This is a genomic window from Nocardiopsis gilva YIM 90087 (genome assembly GCF_002263495.1).
Classification (GTDB): domain Bacteria; phylum Actinomycetota; class Actinomycetes; order Streptosporangiales; family Streptosporangiaceae; genus Nocardiopsis_C; species Nocardiopsis_C gilva.
Genome location: NZ_CP022753.1, coordinates 4,999,759 through 5,017,848, shown reverse-complemented (window position 1 = coordinate 5,017,848; position 18,090 = coordinate 4,999,759). Strand labels below are relative to the sequence as shown.

13 protein-coding genes are annotated in these 18,090 nt (G+C 71.1%); 10 read left to right on the top strand and 3 right to left on the bottom strand.

The annotated features are described in order from the left end of the window. Positions 1-436 precede the first annotated feature (436 nt). Positions 437-880, bottom strand: a complete 444-nt coding sequence (locus CDO52_RS22330) for a hypothetical protein (RefSeq protein WP_157745683.1) — start codon at positions 878-880, stop codon at positions 437-439. Between the two features lie 293 nt (positions 881-1,173). On the opposite strand from CDO52_RS22330, the gene CDO52_RS22325 reads away from it, so the two are divergent. Both CDO52_RS22325 and CDO52_RS28920 read left to right on the top strand, forming a co-directional pair. Beyond that, on the top strand, positions 1,174-2,031 hold the full coding sequence (locus tag CDO52_RS22325; protein ID WP_232524291.1) for a hypothetical protein: 858 nt from the start codon (positions 1,174-1,176) through the stop codon (positions 2,029-2,031). 293 nt (positions 2,032-2,324) lie between these two features. Next, entirely contained in the window at positions 2,325-2,492 is a 168-nt protein-coding gene (locus tag CDO52_RS28920) for a hypothetical protein (RefSeq protein ID WP_232524290.1), read from the top strand. A gap of 142 nt (positions 2,493-2,634) precedes the next feature. Here the strand turns inward: CDO52_RS28920 and CDO52_RS22320 are convergent, their stop codons facing one another. Next, positions 2,635-4,902, bottom strand: a complete 2,268-nt coding sequence (locus CDO52_RS22320) for a UvrD-helicase domain-containing protein (RefSeq protein WP_017620357.1) — start codon at positions 4,900-4,902, stop codon at positions 2,635-2,637. 261 nt (positions 4,903-5,163) lie between these two features. Here CDO52_RS22320 and CDO52_RS22315 point away from each other — a divergent pair, with 261 nt between their 5' ends. From CDO52_RS22315 to CDO52_RS22285, 7 genes are all read left to right on the top strand, one after another. Continuing rightward, positions 5,164-5,877 carry a Crp/Fnr family transcriptional regulator gene (locus tag CDO52_RS22315; protein WP_094932669.1) on the top strand — a complete coding sequence of 238 codons (714 nt, stop codon included), beginning with the start codon at positions 5,164-5,166 and terminating at the stop codon, positions 5,875-5,877. Positions 5,878-5,989: 112 nt separating this feature from the next. Continuing rightward, complete coding sequence (locus CDO52_RS22310; RefSeq protein WP_094932668.1) at positions 5,990-6,907, top strand: hypothetical protein; 918 nt, start codon at positions 5,990-5,992, stop codon at positions 6,905-6,907. Positions 6,908-6,996: 89 nt separating this feature from the next. Further along, positions 6,997-9,024 (top strand): hypothetical protein, encoded by a 2,028-nt coding sequence (locus tag CDO52_RS22305; RefSeq protein ID WP_017620362.1) that lies wholly within the window; start codon positions 6,997-6,999, stop codon positions 9,022-9,024. Positions 9,025-9,029: 5 nt separating this feature from the next. Continuing rightward, complete coding sequence (locus CDO52_RS22300; RefSeq protein WP_017620363.1) at positions 9,030-9,803, top strand: hypothetical protein; 774 nt, start codon at positions 9,030-9,032, stop codon at positions 9,801-9,803. A gap of 275 nt (positions 9,804-10,078) precedes the next feature. Further along, positions 10,079-13,297 (top strand): tetratricopeptide repeat protein, encoded by a 3,219-nt coding sequence (locus CDO52_RS22295; RefSeq protein WP_094932667.1) that lies wholly within the window; start codon positions 10,079-10,081, stop codon positions 13,295-13,297. 136 nt (positions 13,298-13,433) lie between these two features. After that, positions 13,434-14,078: a SanA/YdcF family protein gene (locus tag CDO52_RS22290; RefSeq protein WP_033301297.1), complete on the top strand. Its 645-nt coding sequence runs from the start codon at positions 13,434-13,436 to the stop codon at positions 14,076-14,078. A 141-nt stretch (positions 14,079-14,219) separates the two neighbouring features. Further along, positions 14,220-15,668 carry a hypothetical protein gene (locus CDO52_RS22285; RefSeq protein ID WP_094932666.1) on the top strand — a complete coding sequence of 483 codons (1,449 nt, stop codon included), beginning with the start codon at positions 14,220-14,222 and terminating at the stop codon, positions 15,666-15,668. A 62-nt stretch (positions 15,669-15,730) separates the two neighbouring features. On the opposite strand, the gene CDO52_RS22280 is transcribed toward CDO52_RS22285, so the two are convergent. Beyond that, positions 15,731-16,354: a SanA/YdcF family protein gene (locus CDO52_RS22280; protein ID WP_017620368.1), complete on the bottom strand. Its 624-nt coding sequence runs from the start codon at positions 16,352-16,354 to the stop codon at positions 15,731-15,733. 185 nt (positions 16,355-16,539) lie between these two features. Between CDO52_RS22280 and CDO52_RS22275 the strand changes: the two genes are divergently transcribed. Beyond that, on the top strand, positions 16,540-18,090 hold the full coding sequence (locus tag CDO52_RS22275) for a DUF885 family protein (protein ID WP_094932665.1): 1,551 nt from the start codon (positions 16,540-16,542) through the stop codon (positions 18,088-18,090).

Sequence of the window (18,090 nt, the reverse complement as noted above, 5' to 3'; positions counted from 1 at the left end):
TTGCGGTACACGGCGAACGTGGCCTCATCGGCGTGGGTGAACACGAGGCGCATCAGGACTCCCTCCGGCCGTCGACCGCTCGATACCGGGACGCACGCCGACCAGGGCGCCCTGCTCCACCGCATAGGTGCCCACCGGGTCAGGGCGAAGCTGAACCCGCCGACGCTGAAGCCACGTTCGTTGCCCGCGGACACCTCGGAGCCGTCCGCGACCTCCGCGACCTCGCGGTGCTCGATGACCCGAGCGCGCTCAGCACCCGATCCCACCGGGAACATGGCGATGGGCACGCCGTCATGCCGTACCCGCTCCCACAGCGCATCCGAGGAGACGTGGTCCCCACCGCTCTCCGTGAGAAGCCCGAGCATCCCGCGCATGACCCGCTCGGCCGGGCGTAGAAGACGCGGGGTCCTGCAGCCGCCACAGCGTGGGGCGTGGTCTAGGAGCACGCACACCAGGTGCAGCGCGTCATGGCGGAGACGCCGGTAATCGGGCCCGGGATGACCCAGCCGTGCTGCCGCTCGACATCCCCGCGCCGCCGCTCGGTGCGCTCGGGGACGAGCTTCAGAATGTGTGCCTTCAGCGCGACCGTCAGGAGTTCGGCCCCGCGATCGAACGGGCAGGCGACGTGGTCGCCCGCTTCCTCATGCTTGCCGAGGTGACGACCCAGGGTGGCCAGCGTGTAGTGCGTGGATCGGTAGGGGTGGTCCAGCCGTTCCCGCGATACCTCCTTTCCCGTGCTGATCCAGGCCAGAAAATCCAACATGAGTGCGACGAGCAGCGCCCCCTCGGCCAGGCGGCGCAACTCCGACTCGCGTGGCTGGTCCGGCGGCGCGTCGGCACCGGACGGTGGGGTGATGTGCGTTCGGGCGGTGTCAGGCATGGCGATCCCCATCACTGGAAGCCGATGTTCCGCGCGGAATCGCCCGTCTTCGCGTTCGCAGGTCTCGGTACCGGAAGCGGCGCGGAATTCCAAGCTAGGCAGGCACCGCAGAGCGTGTCGAGTCCCTCCGCGCCCTGTGGATAAGTTTCTGGTGCGCAGCGCGGGCGGCTTTCCACAGCCACCCTCCCGCCTTGCCAGCCGTTCCGCGGACACTTGCCTGGAGGGATGCCGGATCTCTCCAACGTGCAGGCGCTCGCCACCTCCCAGCACGGGTCGTCTCCCGTCTCCAGGCGGTGGAGTGCGGCCTCACCAGCAGGCAGATCGCCAACCTCATCCGCAGGGGCCAGTGGAGACGCCTACGGACGGGGATCTACCTCGTGCGCGGGGACCCGGCCCCGGCACTGGCCGCGCGTGTGATGGCGGTGCAGCTGGCCTACGGCCCCCGCGCCGTAGCCGTCGGCCCCACGGCGGCCCGCCTGTGGCGCATGCAAGGCCTGCTCTCCGGTCCTGGATACGAACACGTCCACGTCACCGTCCCAGGCCGATCCAGCGCCGCCCCCATGGGGCTGCGCCTCCACGGGTGGGACGTCACACCGGGCGAGACGACCCTGTACAAGGGAATCCGCCTCAGCACCCCGGGCCGCACCTTGCGCGACACCGTTCTCCTGGCCGACCGCTACGCCGCCGTCAGTGTCATCGATTCCGCCCTGCAACAGGGCCTGGTCAACCCCGAAGACCTCGCAGAGCTCGAAGCGGCCAACGCCGGCCGCCTCGGCGCCTCCCGCACCCGCCCCTGGTGGAGCCAGGCCGACGGACGGTCCCAGAGCACCTTCGAGACCCGCATCCGCCTCATCTGCGCCGACGCCGGGATCCCACCCGAAACCCTCCAACACCCCGTCTACGACTCCCAGGGCCACCTCGCCGGCCACGCCGACCTCGCCTGGCCCAGCCACGGCGTCATCGTCGAAGCCGACGGCCGCGACCCCCACTCCCTCCCCGGAGCACTCTTCACCGACCGCCACCGCCAGAACAGGATCGTCAGCTCACCCGACCGGCTCGTCCTCCTCCGCTTCACCTGGAGCGACCTGCAACATCCCCGCGAGATCGTCACAATGATCCGCTCCGCCCTGGAAGCCCCGGACCCCACGTGATCGGTGCTCGGTCATCTCCAGGGGCCGAGCCGCCGTCATCGGTGACGATCGCCGGTAGGCTCCCCCGCGACGGTGGGCAATGGTGAGGCGGTGGAGCGGTGTGGACGGTTCCTCGTTGGGCGACGGGTTTCTATGAACCCACGACAGAGCCACCGCAGTCGATCCGAGAAGACACCTACCAGGGCATCTGCCGGACGGCTGCGCGAATAGCCGGGTGGCGGGTCGTCCACTTCGAACCGGCCTCCGTGACACCGACCTTTCATCGGTTCGACGTCACCCGACGCGGGACGGCGATGAGCGTCCTCTGTCACACCCTTCTGCCGTTGCTGGCCCTGGCACGGCCGTCGTCACCGAACGACGCGATGCTGAAGTTCGCCTGGAACACCGATCTGGCTCACACACTGCACACCGTTTCCAGATTCACTGTGCTCACCCCTGAGGAACTGGACGTTCGCACCTAGGAGGCCGACCTCTCCTTTCTGGGGCCGGTTGAACGGGGGCAAATCTCGTCGTGGCGGCCAGCGACCGTGGGAGAGATCGTCTTCAACTGGTGGGATTGAGCGCCGCACGCCCGTGGGGGACTCAGCCACGGGGGTCTCCCGTTCACCGGGGGAGGAACGGGCTCGGTTGGCCGTGCCAGCTGACGTAGAGGGCTTCGCGTGCGCGGGTGCAGGCGACGTAGAGGAGGGAGCGCTGGGCGTCGAGGTCGGCGAGGTGTTGGTTTTCGTCGAGGTCCGCGCTGGTGACGTGGTCCATCTGGGGGAGGGCGTCGGCGGTGACTCCGGTGACGGCGATGGCGCGGAATTCGAGGCCCTTGACGCCGTGCATCGTGGTGACGCGGACGGAGCCGGTGGCGTCGGTCACGGCGTGTTCGCGGGGGTTGAAGACGGTGGCGGGGAGTGAGCGGGCGCGGAGGTGGGCGGCGACGGAGTCGCGGAGGCGGTTGGTTCGGGCCGTGACGCAGATGTCGCCGGGGGCGATGCCGTCGGCCAGCCAGCGACGGACCCGGTCGGCCAGGGCGTCGAGTTCGGCGGGTTCGTCGGCGGCTCCGTGGAGTTCGGGTGGTGGGCCGCTGAGGACGCAGCGGGTGCTGCCGGAGGGTTCGGCCGCACCGTTCGCGGTGGGTGCCGTGCTGGGTGACGGCGACGGCGTTCCTCCCGGCGGCGCCGTGCTGCGCCTGAGGGACACCGGTTCGCCCAGTTCGGCGATGGTGCGGCCGCGGATGATGCTGTCGGCCCAGGTCAGGATCTCCTCGGTGGTGCGGTAGTTGACGCGCAGTGGGTAGGAGCGGCCGACGACCTCGATCCCCAGCCGTTTGAAGGAGACGGTGTTGTCGTAGATGCGCTGCCGGTTGTCGCCCGCGATGAACATGTCGTTGGGCCCGTGGGCCGCGGCGGCGCGCAGAGTGCGCCACTGGGCGGGGTGGAGGTCTTGGGCCTCGTCCACGACGACGCTGGTGTAGCGGCGCTCGCCCCGGCTGTCGAGGATGCGTGCCGCCTCGGTGTGGAGGTCCTCGACCGGGAGGCGGCGGCTGTTGCGCATCTGGGCGCGGGCGTCGCTGATCGCGTGCCAGACGTCGCGGCGCTGGGCGGAGGTCAGCGGGGTGCTGCGGCCGCGCCGCGCGTCGGGGTCGAGGTAGCCCTCGAGTGTGCCGATCCCCTGGGCAGTGACTACGTGCCGGTACTCGGAGAACAGGAAGTCGACGGGCCAGGGCAGCCGGTGCTGCCGGGTGTAGTTGGCGAAGAAGCCGCGCGTGTCGGTGCGCAGCCGGACGTCGGGATGGACCTCCTTGACGACGTCCAGTGCCAGCTTGTCGGTGGTGACCACGTCGACGTCGTCGACCAGTTCCGGTGGGAGCAGCAGCCCCAGGTTCCGCCTGAGCGATTCGACCAGCGCGTTGGTGAAGCTGGTGAGGAGTATGCGGCCGTCGAGTGGCAGGTTCTCCGCCAGGTGTTTCACGCGGTGCAGCGCTACGACCGTCTTGCCGGTTCCCGGACCGCCCGACACCTTGGCCGGTCCGTTGAAGCGCGGCCGGTAGGCCAGAGCGCGCTGCTTGGGGTGGAGGAAGACGCGCCACGCGTTGAACTCGCCCGCGAGGATGTCCTCGACCTCCTGGTCGTCGTTGACGACCATGACGCGCTCGCGGGTGTGCCGGATCGCGGTGTCGTAGTCGTCGGTGGCGACCGCGCCCACGACGGGCCGCCTCGGCCCCACGACCTCCTCCAGCACGCGCTGCACCGAGTGTCCGTCGGCGAGGGCGGTGAGCACTTCGTACTGGTCCTGGGGCAGCGCCGGTCCCCAGTTCCGCAGTTCACCGATGCCGCTCAGGGCACGGCAGAACTCGCGGATCTCCGGGTCGATACCCAGCCGGGCCAGGTCGCGGTCGCTGACGTGGTCGAAGAGTGGGGGAGGGGCCACGGGTGGGGGAGCGGACGTGGGGGCCGACGGTGCGGACGGTGCCGTGGGTGTGGCCGGCGGCGATGCCTGAGCGGGGACGGCTTCGGGCGCCGGTGCGCGCAGCGCGGTGGCGTCGCGCCGCTCCAGGGTGCCCATGACCTGATTGACGTCGTGCCGCTGGTCGACCGCCCACTCCTCGGCGGCTCCACGCGGCAGCAGATGCACCAGGAGGAAGGTCTCGCCGGACTCGGGTGCGAGCATCACCCCGGTCCACGAATCGCTGATGCGGAATGTGCGGATACGCGGATCCTGGCCCGATGGAAGGGATTGAATTCGCAGGTCGGGGTGGGAAAGCAGGGCGTGCAGCGGCAGCTCGCGGAATTTTCGGGTGACGGCGAGCAGCCGTTCACGGGTGGGCCGGTCGAGTTTCTCGTACTGCGGGAGACACGTCGCGTCGATGGCCAGTTGGGGCATGAGCCTCCTTTGCTTTCGGCGTGCCTGACGGCAGTGGAGCCGCGCATTGACCGCCCTTCCCTTGCTGTTCTAACCGATGGTGATGACAGAACGGAGGGAAATCGACCTTTTCCTTTCCTGTTTCACCGACTTGTCCCTCATTACCATTGAATGGCGACCGGAACCGGCCAATCGCGGCGGAGCCGCGACGATCCGGTCCAGGGTGGGGAACTCGGCCCGGCGCGCTCGAGCGCGATAACGGAACAGCGGAAATGAGGGCGTGTGACGCGACACGGATTCGGTGCACGGCTCACCGATGAGACGTGGGGACGGCTGATCCAGGCCGGACGGCCGCAGCGCTATGAGCCGGGCAGCCCGATCATGAACCAGGGAGACCCGGGAGGTAGCGTTCATCTCCTGCTGGAGGGCGCCGTCAAAGTCGCGATGGTGCGCCCGGACGGGTCGCTGGTGGCCCTGGCCTTCCGCGGCCCGGGAGAGATTCTGGGCGAGTTCTCCGCGTGGTCGGGCGCGAAGCGTGCCGCCACCGTCCTGGCCGTCGGGCCGTGCCAGACGCGGGTATTCCCCACAGACCGGTTCCGCGCGCTCGCGCGGGAATGGGGTCTAGAAGACGCGGTCTGGGGGAACATCCTCGCCCGGCAGTGTGAGAGCGACGAGCTCCGGGCCGAACAATCGGCCCTGCCCGCCGGACGCCGGCTGGCGGCCGCCCTCCTCCGACTCGCCCGGACTCTGGGCGAACCCATCGATCCCGAGGTGAGCGACGGTGCGGTGCCACGCCGACGCGGCGTGCTGCTCGCGATCTCCCTGTCCCAGCGCGACATCGCGGACTACATCGGCCTCTCTCGGACGTCGGTGGCCCTGGAGTACACGCGGTTGAAGGAGCTCGGGGCGATTCGGACCGGTCGGAAGTACGTCGCCATCCACGACTTGGACCTGCTGGAGTCACTCGCCGAAGCGGGAGAGTCCGAGGTGATATAGCTCACGCGGTGTCCGTGTGTTCAGTTTCGGACAGACGACGGGCCCGGTGCGGTGGAAGCTGGGGGCGTTCGGTCGAGACCCGGAGATCCCGGTAGAAAACGGAGCCCCCCGAATGGACATCCCAGTGCGCGCGGAGACCACCAGTGTCGCGCTGCCCCCGTACCGCGCGGTGCTCGCCGTGGACGCGGAGAAGTTCAGCCGCAACCCCGCCCGGTACCAGCAGGTCATCGGCGAGGCCATCCCGGACGTGCTGGAGCGCGCGTTCCAGCGGAGCGGGCTGGGCCGACTCTGGGCGGACCGCCGGTTTCCGCGCCACAGTGGGGACGGCTACGTCATCGGCCTGGAACCGGAGCATCTGCCCTTCCTCATCCACCCGTTCCTGGACCGGTTGCAGGATGTCCTGTTCGACCGCAGGTCGGAGCTTTCCGCGCAGCATCCGGACCTGCGGCTGCGGCTGCGCGCCAGCATCGACGTCGGCCCGCTGCCGGACAGCGGTACCGGCAGCCCCATCGACGCCATGGGCGAGGCCATGATCCACACCCACCGGCTGCTCGACGCCGAGCCGGTCAAGCGCGCGCTCGCCGACTCCCACCCCGACGCCACCCTGCTGGCCGCGATCGTCTCCCGCCGCGTCTATGAGGACGCGGTCCTCAGCGGATTCGGCGGCGTACACCAGAGCCGCTTCCGCCCGGTCCACGTCAGCATCGCGGAGAAGGAATTCGCCGCCGAGGGCTACCTGTACGTTCCCGTTCCGTCGTCCCGTCCCCCGGGCGCGGGCGAGGCGAACGGAGACGGGGCCGCCGAACGTGCCGCATCCGCAGACCCCACGGGTGCGGCACCCGCGGCGGCACGGGTAGACGACCGACCGGACCCGAACCAGACGACGGCCACGCCCACCCCCACCGGCCCTGCCGGCCCCAGGACGCACAACAGCGTCGGCACCAACAACGGCCAGGTCATCCAGGCCGACACCATCACCGGTGACCTCAGCTTCCACGGCAAGTCCACCGGTGGATCGGAGGGCCGGTGAGCCCGGCACCCCCGGACGGGCCGGTCCCTGAGGAACGGCACGGACTCGGCGACGAACCACCGGGTCCTTCACCGGGTAGGACGGGCCCGGTGGAGGACCCGGTCACCACCGGGGAGACGGACAACACGGACAACAGCGCCGGGGACGTCAGCGGGCATCTCATCCAAGTGGGGTCGCTGACCGGCGGGATGTACGCCCACTACCACTTCCACGAGCAGCCGCGTGCTGAGCGTGAGACATATGAGGACAAGCAGTGGATCAGTCGGGCGATCCGTGTTCACGCCGAGCGCGTGCACAATGTCTGTTCGACATTCGTCCCTCCCGACAGCGATGAATACGAGCGGGGTTTTCTTCCGGACTTTCTGGACGTGCGGATCGGGGTGGTCACCGGAGAACCGGGCACCGGCCGTACGACCGCCGCGATCCACGCGTTGGCCTTCAGCGGCAAGGAGATACGCGAGGTGTCCCCAGAGGACGCCGACTGGGACCCGCGGCGCCTCGTGGCGGAACCCGGATACGCCTACCTTCTCGACCTGACGTCGCTGGGGGAGGCCATCACCCGGTACCGCCCACGGGTCCGCGACTTCGCCACCCGTGTCGCCGAGTCCGAGTCCTGGTTGGCGCTCGTCGCCACCGCCCGCCAGTGGCAGGCCGATCCCATCGATGGATTCGCCCGCTTGGATCTCCGCACGCCGCCCGACCCCGAGCCCGTCTTCGCCCGACATCTCGCCCACCTGAGATCGAACGACGAGGCGCAGCGCTGGTTGCGGCACGACGAGGTGCGAGCCTTGCTGAAAGGGCGGAGCCCGGCGGAAGCCGCGCGTCTCGCCGCCGACGCCGACCGCTTCCGCCACGGCGCCCCCGTCCTCTTGGACGAGGAGTTCAAACAGTGGGTCACGACGACCCTGGGAGCGTTCGGCAACTGGTCACAGGAGCTGCGCGCCTGGTTCGGTCGGCGCGAGGGCTCCGGGGAGTTCGACATCGCCCTCCTCCAGGCCGTGGCCCTGCTGGAGGGATGCCCCTCCGACGTGGTGCTGGAGCAGACGCATCGGCTCGCGCGGCTCTGGGAGGTCGAGTCGCCGTTCCCCACGGTGGTGTCCGGCGCCGCGCTGTGGAAGCTCCTGGAGGACGTGGGCGCCGAACTGGCCGACGACAAGACCGTCCACCTGCCCAAGCAGGGGTACGGCGCGGCCGTCCTGGACTTCCTCTGGCACGAGTACCCGCGCTCCCGCGACGCCGTGCTGCGCTGGTCGCGGACGGCCGCGCTCGCCCTGCCGTGGTGGCAGCGGGCGGACGTGGCCCACCGCTGGTACGCGCTCGCGGCCCGCAACGGCGACGTGCGCCCCCTGACCCGCCTCTTCCTGGACTGGGCGGAGTCACTCCCGCTCCAGCCGGCCATCGTCGACATCACGGCGCGGGCCGCCGTCCACCCGGAACTCGCGCGGCCGGTGCGCCGGTTCGTCTACGACCTGGCCAACACCCCGTCCGCGCGGCGCAGCGTCGCCACGGACGCGGCGCTGGTCCGCGTCTGCGGGTACTACGGGCGCGTGGAGCCGCGGTCCGCGCTCACCCGCCTGAAGTGGATCGCCGACCGCGCTGACGTCGACCGGCTGCGCGTGGAGCTCCACGACGCCCTCACCTCCATCGCTTATGACGCCGGCGGTCGGGCGGCGGTCGTCCGCGAACTGGGCGAGTGGATCGCGGATGGCCGGGGCCGGGCGGGCATCGCGGGGGCGTTCCTGGCCGGGCTGCTGACACGGTCGGGTGGCGGGCAGCGCCCACTCCTCTTCGATGACCTGGTGCTGACCAGGAACAACATCACACCGGAAGCAGTGGGGGACGCGTGGGTCGCCCTGTTCACCTCCGGAGCCGCTTCCACGGTGGGTGAACCAACCGACGTGCTGCGCGGGTGGCTGACAACGGTGGCGGCCTACGAAGGCGATCCTCGACCCGTCATGCGGTCGCTCGTCTGTGCCGGACGCAGGAGCACGCGCGCCAACGTCCGGATCACCCGAGTGGTCGAGGAGCGGCGGAGAGAACCCGTGTTCGCGGTGCTGGCGGACCGCATCCGCCTGGAGGACCCCCTGGTCGCCGGGCGCAAGCAGAAAGGCAGGTGACAGCGATGTGGGGTTGGTGGCGTACACGCGGCGAGCTGCCGCACTGGAGTATCGCGTTCCACCAGGAGCCGGTAACCCTGACGTTCTCGTCCCGGCTCCCCAGCAGCGACGCGGGGCTGCGGTTCAGCGCGCAGTTCGCAATGCGGCTGAGCTTCGCCACGCCGGACACCCACACCCGCTCCCGGTTGGAGACCGAGGCGCGGCGGGAGGCGCTCGTCGAGGCGGCCCGGGAGACCCGGCACCACACGGTGGCCGACCACGGGGCGGCGGAGGCCGAGACCGCCTGCCGCCTGCACGGCCTGGATGTGTTCGACAGCCCGCGGATCACGGCGCATGACATCACGGTGCGGATCACCGCCGAGGACGAGGACATCGCCACCGTCAAGCGCAGAGAGCGCACCGCGGCCCTGGCGGCCGTCGACGCGGCCGAACACGAGGTGCGGATGCGGCGCGTGGAGACCCTGGCCAACGACGTCCTCACCGATCCGCTCCGCGCCCGGATCTGGTGGTACGAACAGCACCCCGACCGACTCCTCGACGTCGAGAGCGCGGGCCGGGCCCTGGAGACGATGATCGCGACCCGGGGCCGGGTGGTCGACGGAACGCAGCGGTTCGCACCGGCCAACTCAGTGATCGACGGATTCCTGCACAGCCTGCCGCCGGACGACCGCGAGGACGTCCTCGAGCGACTGGTCGGCCTCCTCACCGAGTTCGAGCGGGACGACCTCGCCGAAACGCTGCAGGAGCGCTGGTCAGAGGCGGTGCACGGGGCCGCCTAGCCGCCGGGTGCCCGGGTTGGGGAGGAGGCCTGGGCACCCGGTCACGCTTGTCGGCCTGACTGCGGTGGCCGGCCCATGCGGGGGACCGGGGGCCTGTGTGGTGTCCGGAACCGGTCGGCGGTGAGGAGCATGTATGGGGAATTCCTGGCAAGGCTGGACGGAGTGGTCCCACTGCGGAGAGGCTCGGCCACAGTGGCACCGGTCGAGACGGGGACACACACCACGAACGTGAACGCTCTCGCGCTGTGCGGGGGGCTACTGCTGAGAGTGCTGAGGTGAGCGGCGAGATGGCGCCGGGTGGGCCGTATCCGGAGAACAGGTCGTCGCGGAGCACGGTCGCGCGCCCCACACTGGGCATCGGCGTGCCGCTGGTCCTGCTCGCCGCCGCTCTCCTCCTGCAGATGACCCCGGACCTGATGCAGGGGCTTCCCCGGCCGCTGATGTGGACGCTGTCCGTCATCGGTGCCCTGGGCACCGCCACCATGACGCTCCTCATGGACCCGCAGATGCGCGCCGTCCAGCGGGCGAGGTTCCCGACGGCAGCCCGGGGCGCACCGCCCCTCGTTGAGCTGCCGCCCTACAGCAGGCACTTCACCGGCCACGAGGTCCTTATGGCGCACATGCGCCGCCGGTTCGCCCGCTTTCCGCGCAGCGGACTACGGCGCCTCCTGGACCGGCCCAGCTGGCTCAGCGACCGGAGATCGCGGCTGTCCCCGCTGGTCATGGTCGTCACCGGCCCGCCCGGGACCGGCAAGTCCCAGCTGGTCACCCAGATCGCCCACGAGGTCGCCGACCGCTTTCCCGACGGTGTGCGCTGGGTGTCGCTCTCCGGCGACCGCGGACTGGACAGCGACCTGGAGGCGGAGGACCCGAGCCAGCCCCGCAACGCCCGGGAGCGGTTCCGCGAGTTCGCGCAGCGCCTCATCGACCGCGCCACCACCACCCGCGGACAGCTCCGCGTCGCCCTTCCGCGTCGCGCGCCCCGCCGTCCCGAGAAGGTGCTGGAGGTGCTGCTGGAGTCCTTGCAGGGCGCCCCGCGCACGGGAGCGCCGCTGCGTGAACTCAGTGCCGCTTGGCGGTCGCTCACCCACCACAAGCGCCTGCTCGTCGTCCTTGACAACGCCAAGGACGCCGGGCAGGTCGAACCCCTGCTGCCCAGCGGGGCGCGCTGTGCCGTGCTCGTCACCGCCCGCCGGGCCTTCGGCGACGCCACCTTCGAGTACGAGCCGTGCGAACTCGACGGCCTCCCGCAGGAGAAGGGCGAGGAGCTGCTGGACAAGCTCGCCCCAGCGGGCCGCCGCGGCACGTTGGAGCAGCGCGAGGCCGACCGCGAGCGTCGCTCCGATATCGTCCGCCGCTGCTGCGGCCTCCCGCTGGCCATCCGCCTGTGCGGCGGCCGACTGGCCGAGCTGGCCGACCCGAGCCCCGAGGATCTGCTGCGGGAGCTCGACAAACTCGACAACGCCCCGCTGCTGCACGGCCCCAACGGCTTCGCCTCCTCCTTCGCCTTCAGCCTCCAGCTTTGCCAGCGCCGCGAGCGCCTGCTCCTCAAGCGCGTCGCAGACGCAGATCTGGAGAAGTTCTCCGACTGGACCGCCGCCGCCCTGCTCGGCGTCCCGCGCGAAACCGCCCAGGACCTGATCGACGAACTGCGTCGCCGCTTCCTCGTCCTGCCCGGTGAGTACACCGTGGGCGGCGAGCAGACCTACCGGCTCCACGACCTCGTCCGCGACACCCTGCGCCTCCTTGACCCGCGCGACTTCGGCCTCCCGGCCCTTGAATGCGTCGGCTGGCAGGAACCGGCGGCCCGGGCCGCCATCGGGCGCCTCCTCTCCGCCTACACGTGGTTCCTGGAGGGGGCGCGCGCCCAGGTCACCCCCGCCTACGAGCGCTACGACCAGGTCCCCTTCCCCGAGATCACCCCGCCCACCGCCCTGCGCCTCGCCATGCCCGGCCGTCCCCGCCAGTGGTTGGCCCAAGAGCGGGAGTCGCTCATGACGTGCTTCCTCCTCGCCGAGGAGTACCGCTTCCCGGAACTGGGATGGCGCCTCACCCAAGCCTTCGCCGCGCTGTGCCAGACCTGGCGCTTGTTCTTCGAGGACTGGGAGGTGGCCACCCGGGTCGAGTTCCACATGGCCATCGCCCTCGGCGACCGGCGCGCGAGCGGCATGGCCCTGCTCGACCGCGCCGAATCCCTCCGGGCCCAGGGCGACTACCAGCGCGGCATCGAATTCGCGCAGACCGCGCAGCTCGTCTTCGACGAGCCCGCCACCCCCGACCCGCGCTGGCAGGCCCGAGCCTGGCGCGCACTCGGCGTCAACCTCCAGCGCGGCGGCGACCTCGACGGCGCCCAGGAGGCCCTGGAGAACGCCGAGCGCATGTTCACCGACGTCGGTCTGCTCTGGTGGCGCGCCCGCGCCATGTGCGAACTGGCCGAGGTCTATGCCCAGCAGGGCCGTCTGCGCCGCGCCCAAGCCCTGCTCCGCCTCGCCTGCGTGATCTTCCGTACCGAGGGCGACTGGGAGCAGTTCAACCGGGCGCGGATCACCCTGGCGGAGGTGCTCGCGGCGCGCGGGCGCCAGCTCAACGCCTGGTACATGCTCACCGAAGTGCGGCAGTGCTTCGAACGCGGCGGCGAGTGGTGGTACGCGGCCCGTTGTCTGCGTGGCATGGGAGAACTGGACTCCGACGTGCTGGACGCCCAGTACGAGCAGTGCGACCTGGCCTTCAACCCGGCGCGCGCCGAGAGCAGGATCTCGCGCTTCGGACGCCGAAAGCGCCCATCGATCGCCGAACACCAGCGCCCCGCCCGCCTCCTGCTCGGGGAGTACTACGAGGTGCGCGAGGAGGAGTTCGGCACTCCGCCCACGCAGCGGCGCGTCGGCCTGCGCCGCGCGGCCGCCGCCCGCTCGGCATGGTCGCCCCAGCAGCGCATCGAACTCCTGGAACAGGCGATCGAGCTGCTGCAAAACATGGGCGACGTCTGGGGCACGCACCGCACCCGCCTGGCCCTGGGGCGGGCCCAGCTGCGCGCCGGCTACGGCCCGGACGCCGTCATGGGGACGATGCGGAACGCCGCTGAGGGCATGCGCGAGCTCGGCGACGACCTGTGGCACGCCCGCGCCCACTGGATGACCGCCCATGCCCTGTACCGGGCAGGCCATGCCCGCTACGCGCAGGACGACGCCCAGCTCGCCTGCGAGCACTACCAGCGGCTGCCCACCACGAGCAACCGGATCGCCGCCCAGGAGCTCCTCGGCGAGATCCTCTACGAAACCGGCAACACCCAGGAGGCCGTCCACCCCCTGCGCGACGCCCTGCGCCAGGCGGAGCGGCAGGGGGTGAACCCCCGCCGGCTGAAGGCCTACGGGCTGCTGCGCCAGATCTTCCGGCAAGGACGCGGAAACTGGCCGTCGCTCGCAAAGCCGGAGGCCACCGACACCGCGGTCACCGACGGAGACGACGTCATCGGAGAGCCGGGCACGCGCGTGTGACGAGGACCTCCACCGGCCCTTCCCGACCACTCTCGGCCCGCACGCCAAACGATCCTCACATCGGCGCTGCGGATGTCGATAGGGGACGCTAGGGTCGGGCTCGGTGGGCCGAGGCGGCCCGTGAGACAAAGGGGATATGCGCGTGGATCCGGGACTGTGGACGGCGGTCGCAGGTGCGGGGGTGGCGCTGGCGGTGGCTCCGACGGCATGGGCCCTCCTGGCCACCGCGCGCCGCAGATTCGACACCGAGGGAGCGCCGACGCGCACGGTCGCCATCGTGCTGGGAGCCGCGGTGTGGCCGAGCGGCCCCTGTCCCCTGCTGGCCCGCCGCCTGGACCTGTCGGCCCGCCTGTTCCACAGCGGGAAGGTCCGCGCGATCCTGGTCTCCGGAGACAACCGGGCGCTGTCCAACTTCGAGACCGACGCCATGACCGACTACCTCGTCGACCGCGGCGTCCCCACTGCGTCGATCGTCGCCGACCCGCACGGCTACCGCACCTGGGACACCTGCATCCGGGCGCGCGCCACCTACGGCGTGGACAGCGCCATCATCGTCACCCAGTCCTTCCACCTGCCCCGCGCGGTGGCGCTGTGCCGGGCGGCGGGCATCGACGCCGTGGGTGTGGGCGACCCGAGGGTGGGCGGGAGGACGCGCTCCGTCGTCCTCGGCTACGCGCGCGAGCTGGGTGCGAACGCGAAGGCCGTGCGCGATGCCGTCCTTCGCCCGGCGCCCCTGAAGGAGGATCCGCCGGTCGACGACCTCCGCTCCGCGTTGTCCTGACCCGCCCCTTCTGCGTTGATCTCGGCGATATCGACCTTATTCCGCCGCGAATTCGGTCGATATCCCCGAGATCAACGCAGGGGACGCGCCGAGCCGAGGGGCGTGTCGACGCGGCGCCATGTGCCGCGATAATGGCTGACCATGGAAGCGACGACGAACAACGGCCCCCTGCGGGGAGTGGACGACATCGACTGGCGCGCCCTCGCGCCCACGCGCGGGGACGAGATCCCCGCCCTTCTCCGCAAGATCGCCGCCGGTGACGACACCACGACCGGTCCCGGGGAAAGCCTGTCGACCCTGTACGACATCGTCCGCTTCCCCGGCCCCGGCTACACGGCCGCCCCGGCGGTCGCGGGTTTCCTGATCGACATCGCCTGCGCGTCCTTGACCCCCTCCCTGCTGCGGTGGCGCCCGCTGAGCCTGCTGCTGGAGCTGCTCGTCCCGGCCGCCACGACCCTCGTACCCGACCGCGTCGACGTCGCACTGTGGCGGGACGAGGTCGCGTGGGCGGCCAGCACCGACCTCGACAAGGTGCGCGAGCAGTACGCCGCCTGGCTGCAGGAGGCCCCCGACGAGCAGCAGTACCGGCGGATGCGCCACCGCCTCGACGCCATCGGCCGCGACAACGGCCCCGCGCTGCTCCAGGCCGAACTCGCCGTGCACGACACGGTGCGCGAACGTGTCGAGGACCTGCTCGGCCTGCTCGACGGCGAGTCGAACCGCCGGGAGTTGGAGGCTCCCGCAGAATGGGCCTCCTACGTCCTCGCGTTCGTCCCCGAGGCGGCCGAGGGCGTCCGGAGCCGACTGGAGAAGGCACTGACCCCGCTCCCGGCCCAATCCGGAGCCGGCGCGCCCCGGGCCGAGATCGACTCCGCGGAGCTGTTCGCGCTGGGCATGCTCGCCCCGGCCGACGACCCCTCGGTGACCGTCACGCTGACCCACGCCATGTCCTCCGGTCACCTCTACAACTCCTTCGCCGCGGCCGTGGCCATGGCGACGGTCCACGGCGAGAAGACGCCCGCCGAGGCGCTGTCCCGGATCGACGAGGGCGGCCGGACCCGCATGGGCTACCACGGCCTGTTCGGCGACTCCTGGCCGCACTGCGGGCGGACCGAGCCGGAGGTCCTGGGCTTCCTCGCACTGGGCCGCGGTGGCGCCAGGACCGCGACCGCGCGCCTGGAGATGCTGCCGGACGTGCTCGCCCACAGTGAGGGCGACTCCCGCGCCGCTGTCATCGGCGCATCGCTGGAGATGGTCTTCGGCCCCCGTGTCCGGCAGGCGGATGCGGAGACCGCGCACGACGACACCGCTGACCTCAGCGAGGACCAGCTGAAGGTGCTGTGGGCGATCGCCGAACTCCCGGCCGCAGCCTGGGAGGGCGGCGAGCTCGTCGACACCCTGGACGCCTGGGGACTGCCGACCGAGCGCGCCGACTTCCTCGCCTTCGCCGGAGTCGAGGACGACACCGAGGGCGAGGCCGAGGAAACGGCCGCCGAAGCAGAGGAGCCGCGGCCCGGTCCGTCCGGGCCGAGCGCCTCCCCCGAGGGCGGGCTGTTCCGTCGGCTGTTCGGCGGAGGATCCGACCGCTGACGCCAGCAAACCGGGCTGTGCCGTGCCGACCCCGGGACCCGGGCCGGCACGGCACGAGCTGATCAGCGAGGCGCGCCCAGCGCCTCCTCGACGCCCGTCTCCTTCGGGCCGAGGAAGGTCGGATCCGGCTGCCACAGTGCGTCGATCACCGCCTTGAAGGCGGCGGGCACCTCCCGCACGTAGCCGTAGACCGTGGCGGTCGTGCGGATCCGCATGCTCGGGTCACCGACCCCCTGGATATCGATCCCCGCCGCCTCGCACAGGCTGACGGCCCGCGCCAGGTGAAACTCCTGGGTGACGACCGTCGCCGCCTCCACCCCGAAGATCTCGTGCGCCCGCACGCACGACTCCCAGGTGCTGAACCCCGCGTAGTCACCGGCGATCTTCGCGTCCGGAACCCCGGCCGCGACCAGGTATTCGCGCATGGCGTCGGTCTCGTTGTAGGTGTCGAAGCTGTTGTCGCCGCTGACCAGCACCGCGTCGACCTTCTCGCGCAGATACAGGTCGGCGGCGATGTCCAGCCGCCGTCGCAGCAGCGTGGTCGGCCGCCCCTCGGCGCTCAGCCCGGCGCCCAGCACGAGCGCCACGGGCCGTTGGGGAACGTCCTCCACCCCGGCCCTGCGGTCCTGCGTGGACAGGGTGATCCAGGCGAACGGGGCCGGAACCAGGATCAGCAGCACGATCACCGCCGCGATGATCGGTTTCTTCCGTTCCCGCCATAGCCGCCGTACCCGCGTTCGCCCTTGCGTCCACCACTCGTTGCCCACGACCTCTTCGACGCGGCGCGGCCCCGAACGGTTCTGCCAGTTCGGACGGTACCGGTCGAAAAACCCTTCGTATCGGCGCTTGGGCGCTGTGTAGGGTCCGGCCCATGGACGATTTCCCGGCGCGCCTGCGCGCCATCGCGGACCTGAAAGTCGCCATGATGCGGGACGAGGGCGGGCGACACGAGTACGACGGCGCTCCGGCGGACCTGTCTCCCGACGGAGTGCGGGACAAGCTGACGCGCGTGGGTCGGGGCGACCGCTTCGCCGACGACCACGACGAGGCACACGCCAGCGTGGCCGAGGAAGGGCTGCGCGTCGAATTCGGCGAGCTGGAGCTGCACCGCTCGAACCCGCTCTACCACCTCGACGAACTCGATGTCATGGTGTATGAGAGGGAGTACGCGCCCGAGGCCGAGCGCCGTGCCGCGCGCGAGCGCCACCTCGCGGAGTGGCCGCGCGTGGTCGACACCGCGCTTGCCACGCTCGACCGGCTCAGCGCGCCGGTCGCCGCCTCGCTTGTGGACTCCGCGCGTGGCTTGGCGGCGGCCGTTCCCGCGGACGCACCCGAGAATGTGCGTACGGCCGCGCTGGCGGCGCAGCGCCGGCTTGTCGAGTTCCTGGAGAAGGCGGCGGAGCACGGTGACCCCAGCGCCGCCCTGGGCGGCTCCGCGCTGGCCCGGCTGATGGGCGCGTCCGAGGGCCTGGAGGCGGACCTGGGCAGCCTCGCCGAGCAGGCCGACACCGAGCGCGACCGGCTCAAGGAGCGGCTCGCGGAGACCACCGCCCGGATCGACCCGGGGCGCGACCCGATGGACGTGGTGCGTGGGCTCGTCCGTGACCACCCCGACCCCGACAGCGTCGTGACCGAGGCGGCGAAGTGGACCGAGCACGCCATCGCGTTCACCCGCGACCGCGGCTTGGCCCCTTACCCCGACGGGGAATGCGAGGTGCGGCTCTCCCCCGAGTCGCAGCGGTGGGCACCCGCGATGTTGGTGTGGGCCGCGCCGGGCGAGCCGGAAGGGCCCAGCTACTACTTCGTCTCTCCGCCCGACCCCGCGTGGTCGGAGCAGGAGTCGGCCGAGTGGCTGGAGATGTTCAGTCCCACCACACTCCCGGCCATCAGCGTGCACGAGGTCGCGCCCGGCCACTTCTCGCACGGTCGCGCGGTGCGCCGGGCCGTCGGACCAGTGCGGCGCACCCTCCGGTCCATGTCGTTCGTCGAGGGGTGGGCGCACTACGCCGAAGAGCTGTGCGTGGACGAAGGCTTCGGTGCCTACGCCGAGGAGGCCGTGGGTGATGGGTTCAGTGCGGCGCAGTTCGAAGCCGGTGTCTGGATCGAGGCGCTGATCCGGGTCACCCGGCTGGCCTCAGCCATCGGTGTGCACACGGGCGCCATAACGGTCGAGGACGCCGCGCGCCGCTTCGCCGAGGACACTCCCCTGGCCGGTCCGGCCGCGCTCGCTGAGGCACGCCGCGCGACCATCGACCCGACGTACGGCCGCTACACGTGGGGGAAGCTGGAGATCCTCAAACTGCGCGAGGAGGCGCGGCAGCGCTGGGGCAGCGACTACAGCCTGGGGCGCTTCCACAAAGCCATGCTGGACTTGGGCGCCCCGCCACTCGGCCTGCTCGGCACCGCGTTGGAGAGGGGCTGA

Bases quoted from the DNA above. Each gene is read 5' to 3' on its own strand.
- CDO52_RS22275 (WP_094932665.1), top strand. From the start codon at position 16,540: ATGGACGATTTCCCGGCGCGCCTGCGCGCCATCGCGGACCTGAAAGTC.
- CDO52_RS28920 (WP_232524290.1), top strand. From the start codon at position 2,325: ATGAGCGTCCTCTGTCACACCCTTCTGCCGTTGCTGGCCCTGGCACGG.
- CDO52_RS22320 (WP_017620357.1), bottom strand. From the start codon at position 4,902: ATGCCCCAACTGGCCATCGACGCGACGTGTCTCCCGCAGTACGAGAAA.
- CDO52_RS22300 (WP_017620363.1), top strand. From the start codon at position 9,030: ATGTGGGGTTGGTGGCGTACACGCGGCGAGCTGCCGCACTGGAGTATC.
- CDO52_RS22310 (WP_094932668.1), top strand. From the start codon at position 5,990: ATGGACATCCCAGTGCGCGCGGAGACCACCAGTGTCGCGCTGCCCCCG.
- CDO52_RS22330 (WP_157745683.1), bottom strand. From the start codon at position 880: ATGCCTGACACCGCCCGAACGCACATCACCCCACCGTCCGGTGCCGAC.
- CDO52_RS22285 (WP_094932666.1), top strand. From the start codon at position 14,220: ATGGAAGCGACGACGAACAACGGCCCCCTGCGGGGAGTGGACGACATC.
- CDO52_RS22290 (WP_033301297.1), top strand. From the start codon at position 13,434: ATGCGCGTGGATCCGGGACTGTGGACGGCGGTCGCAGGTGCGGGGGTG.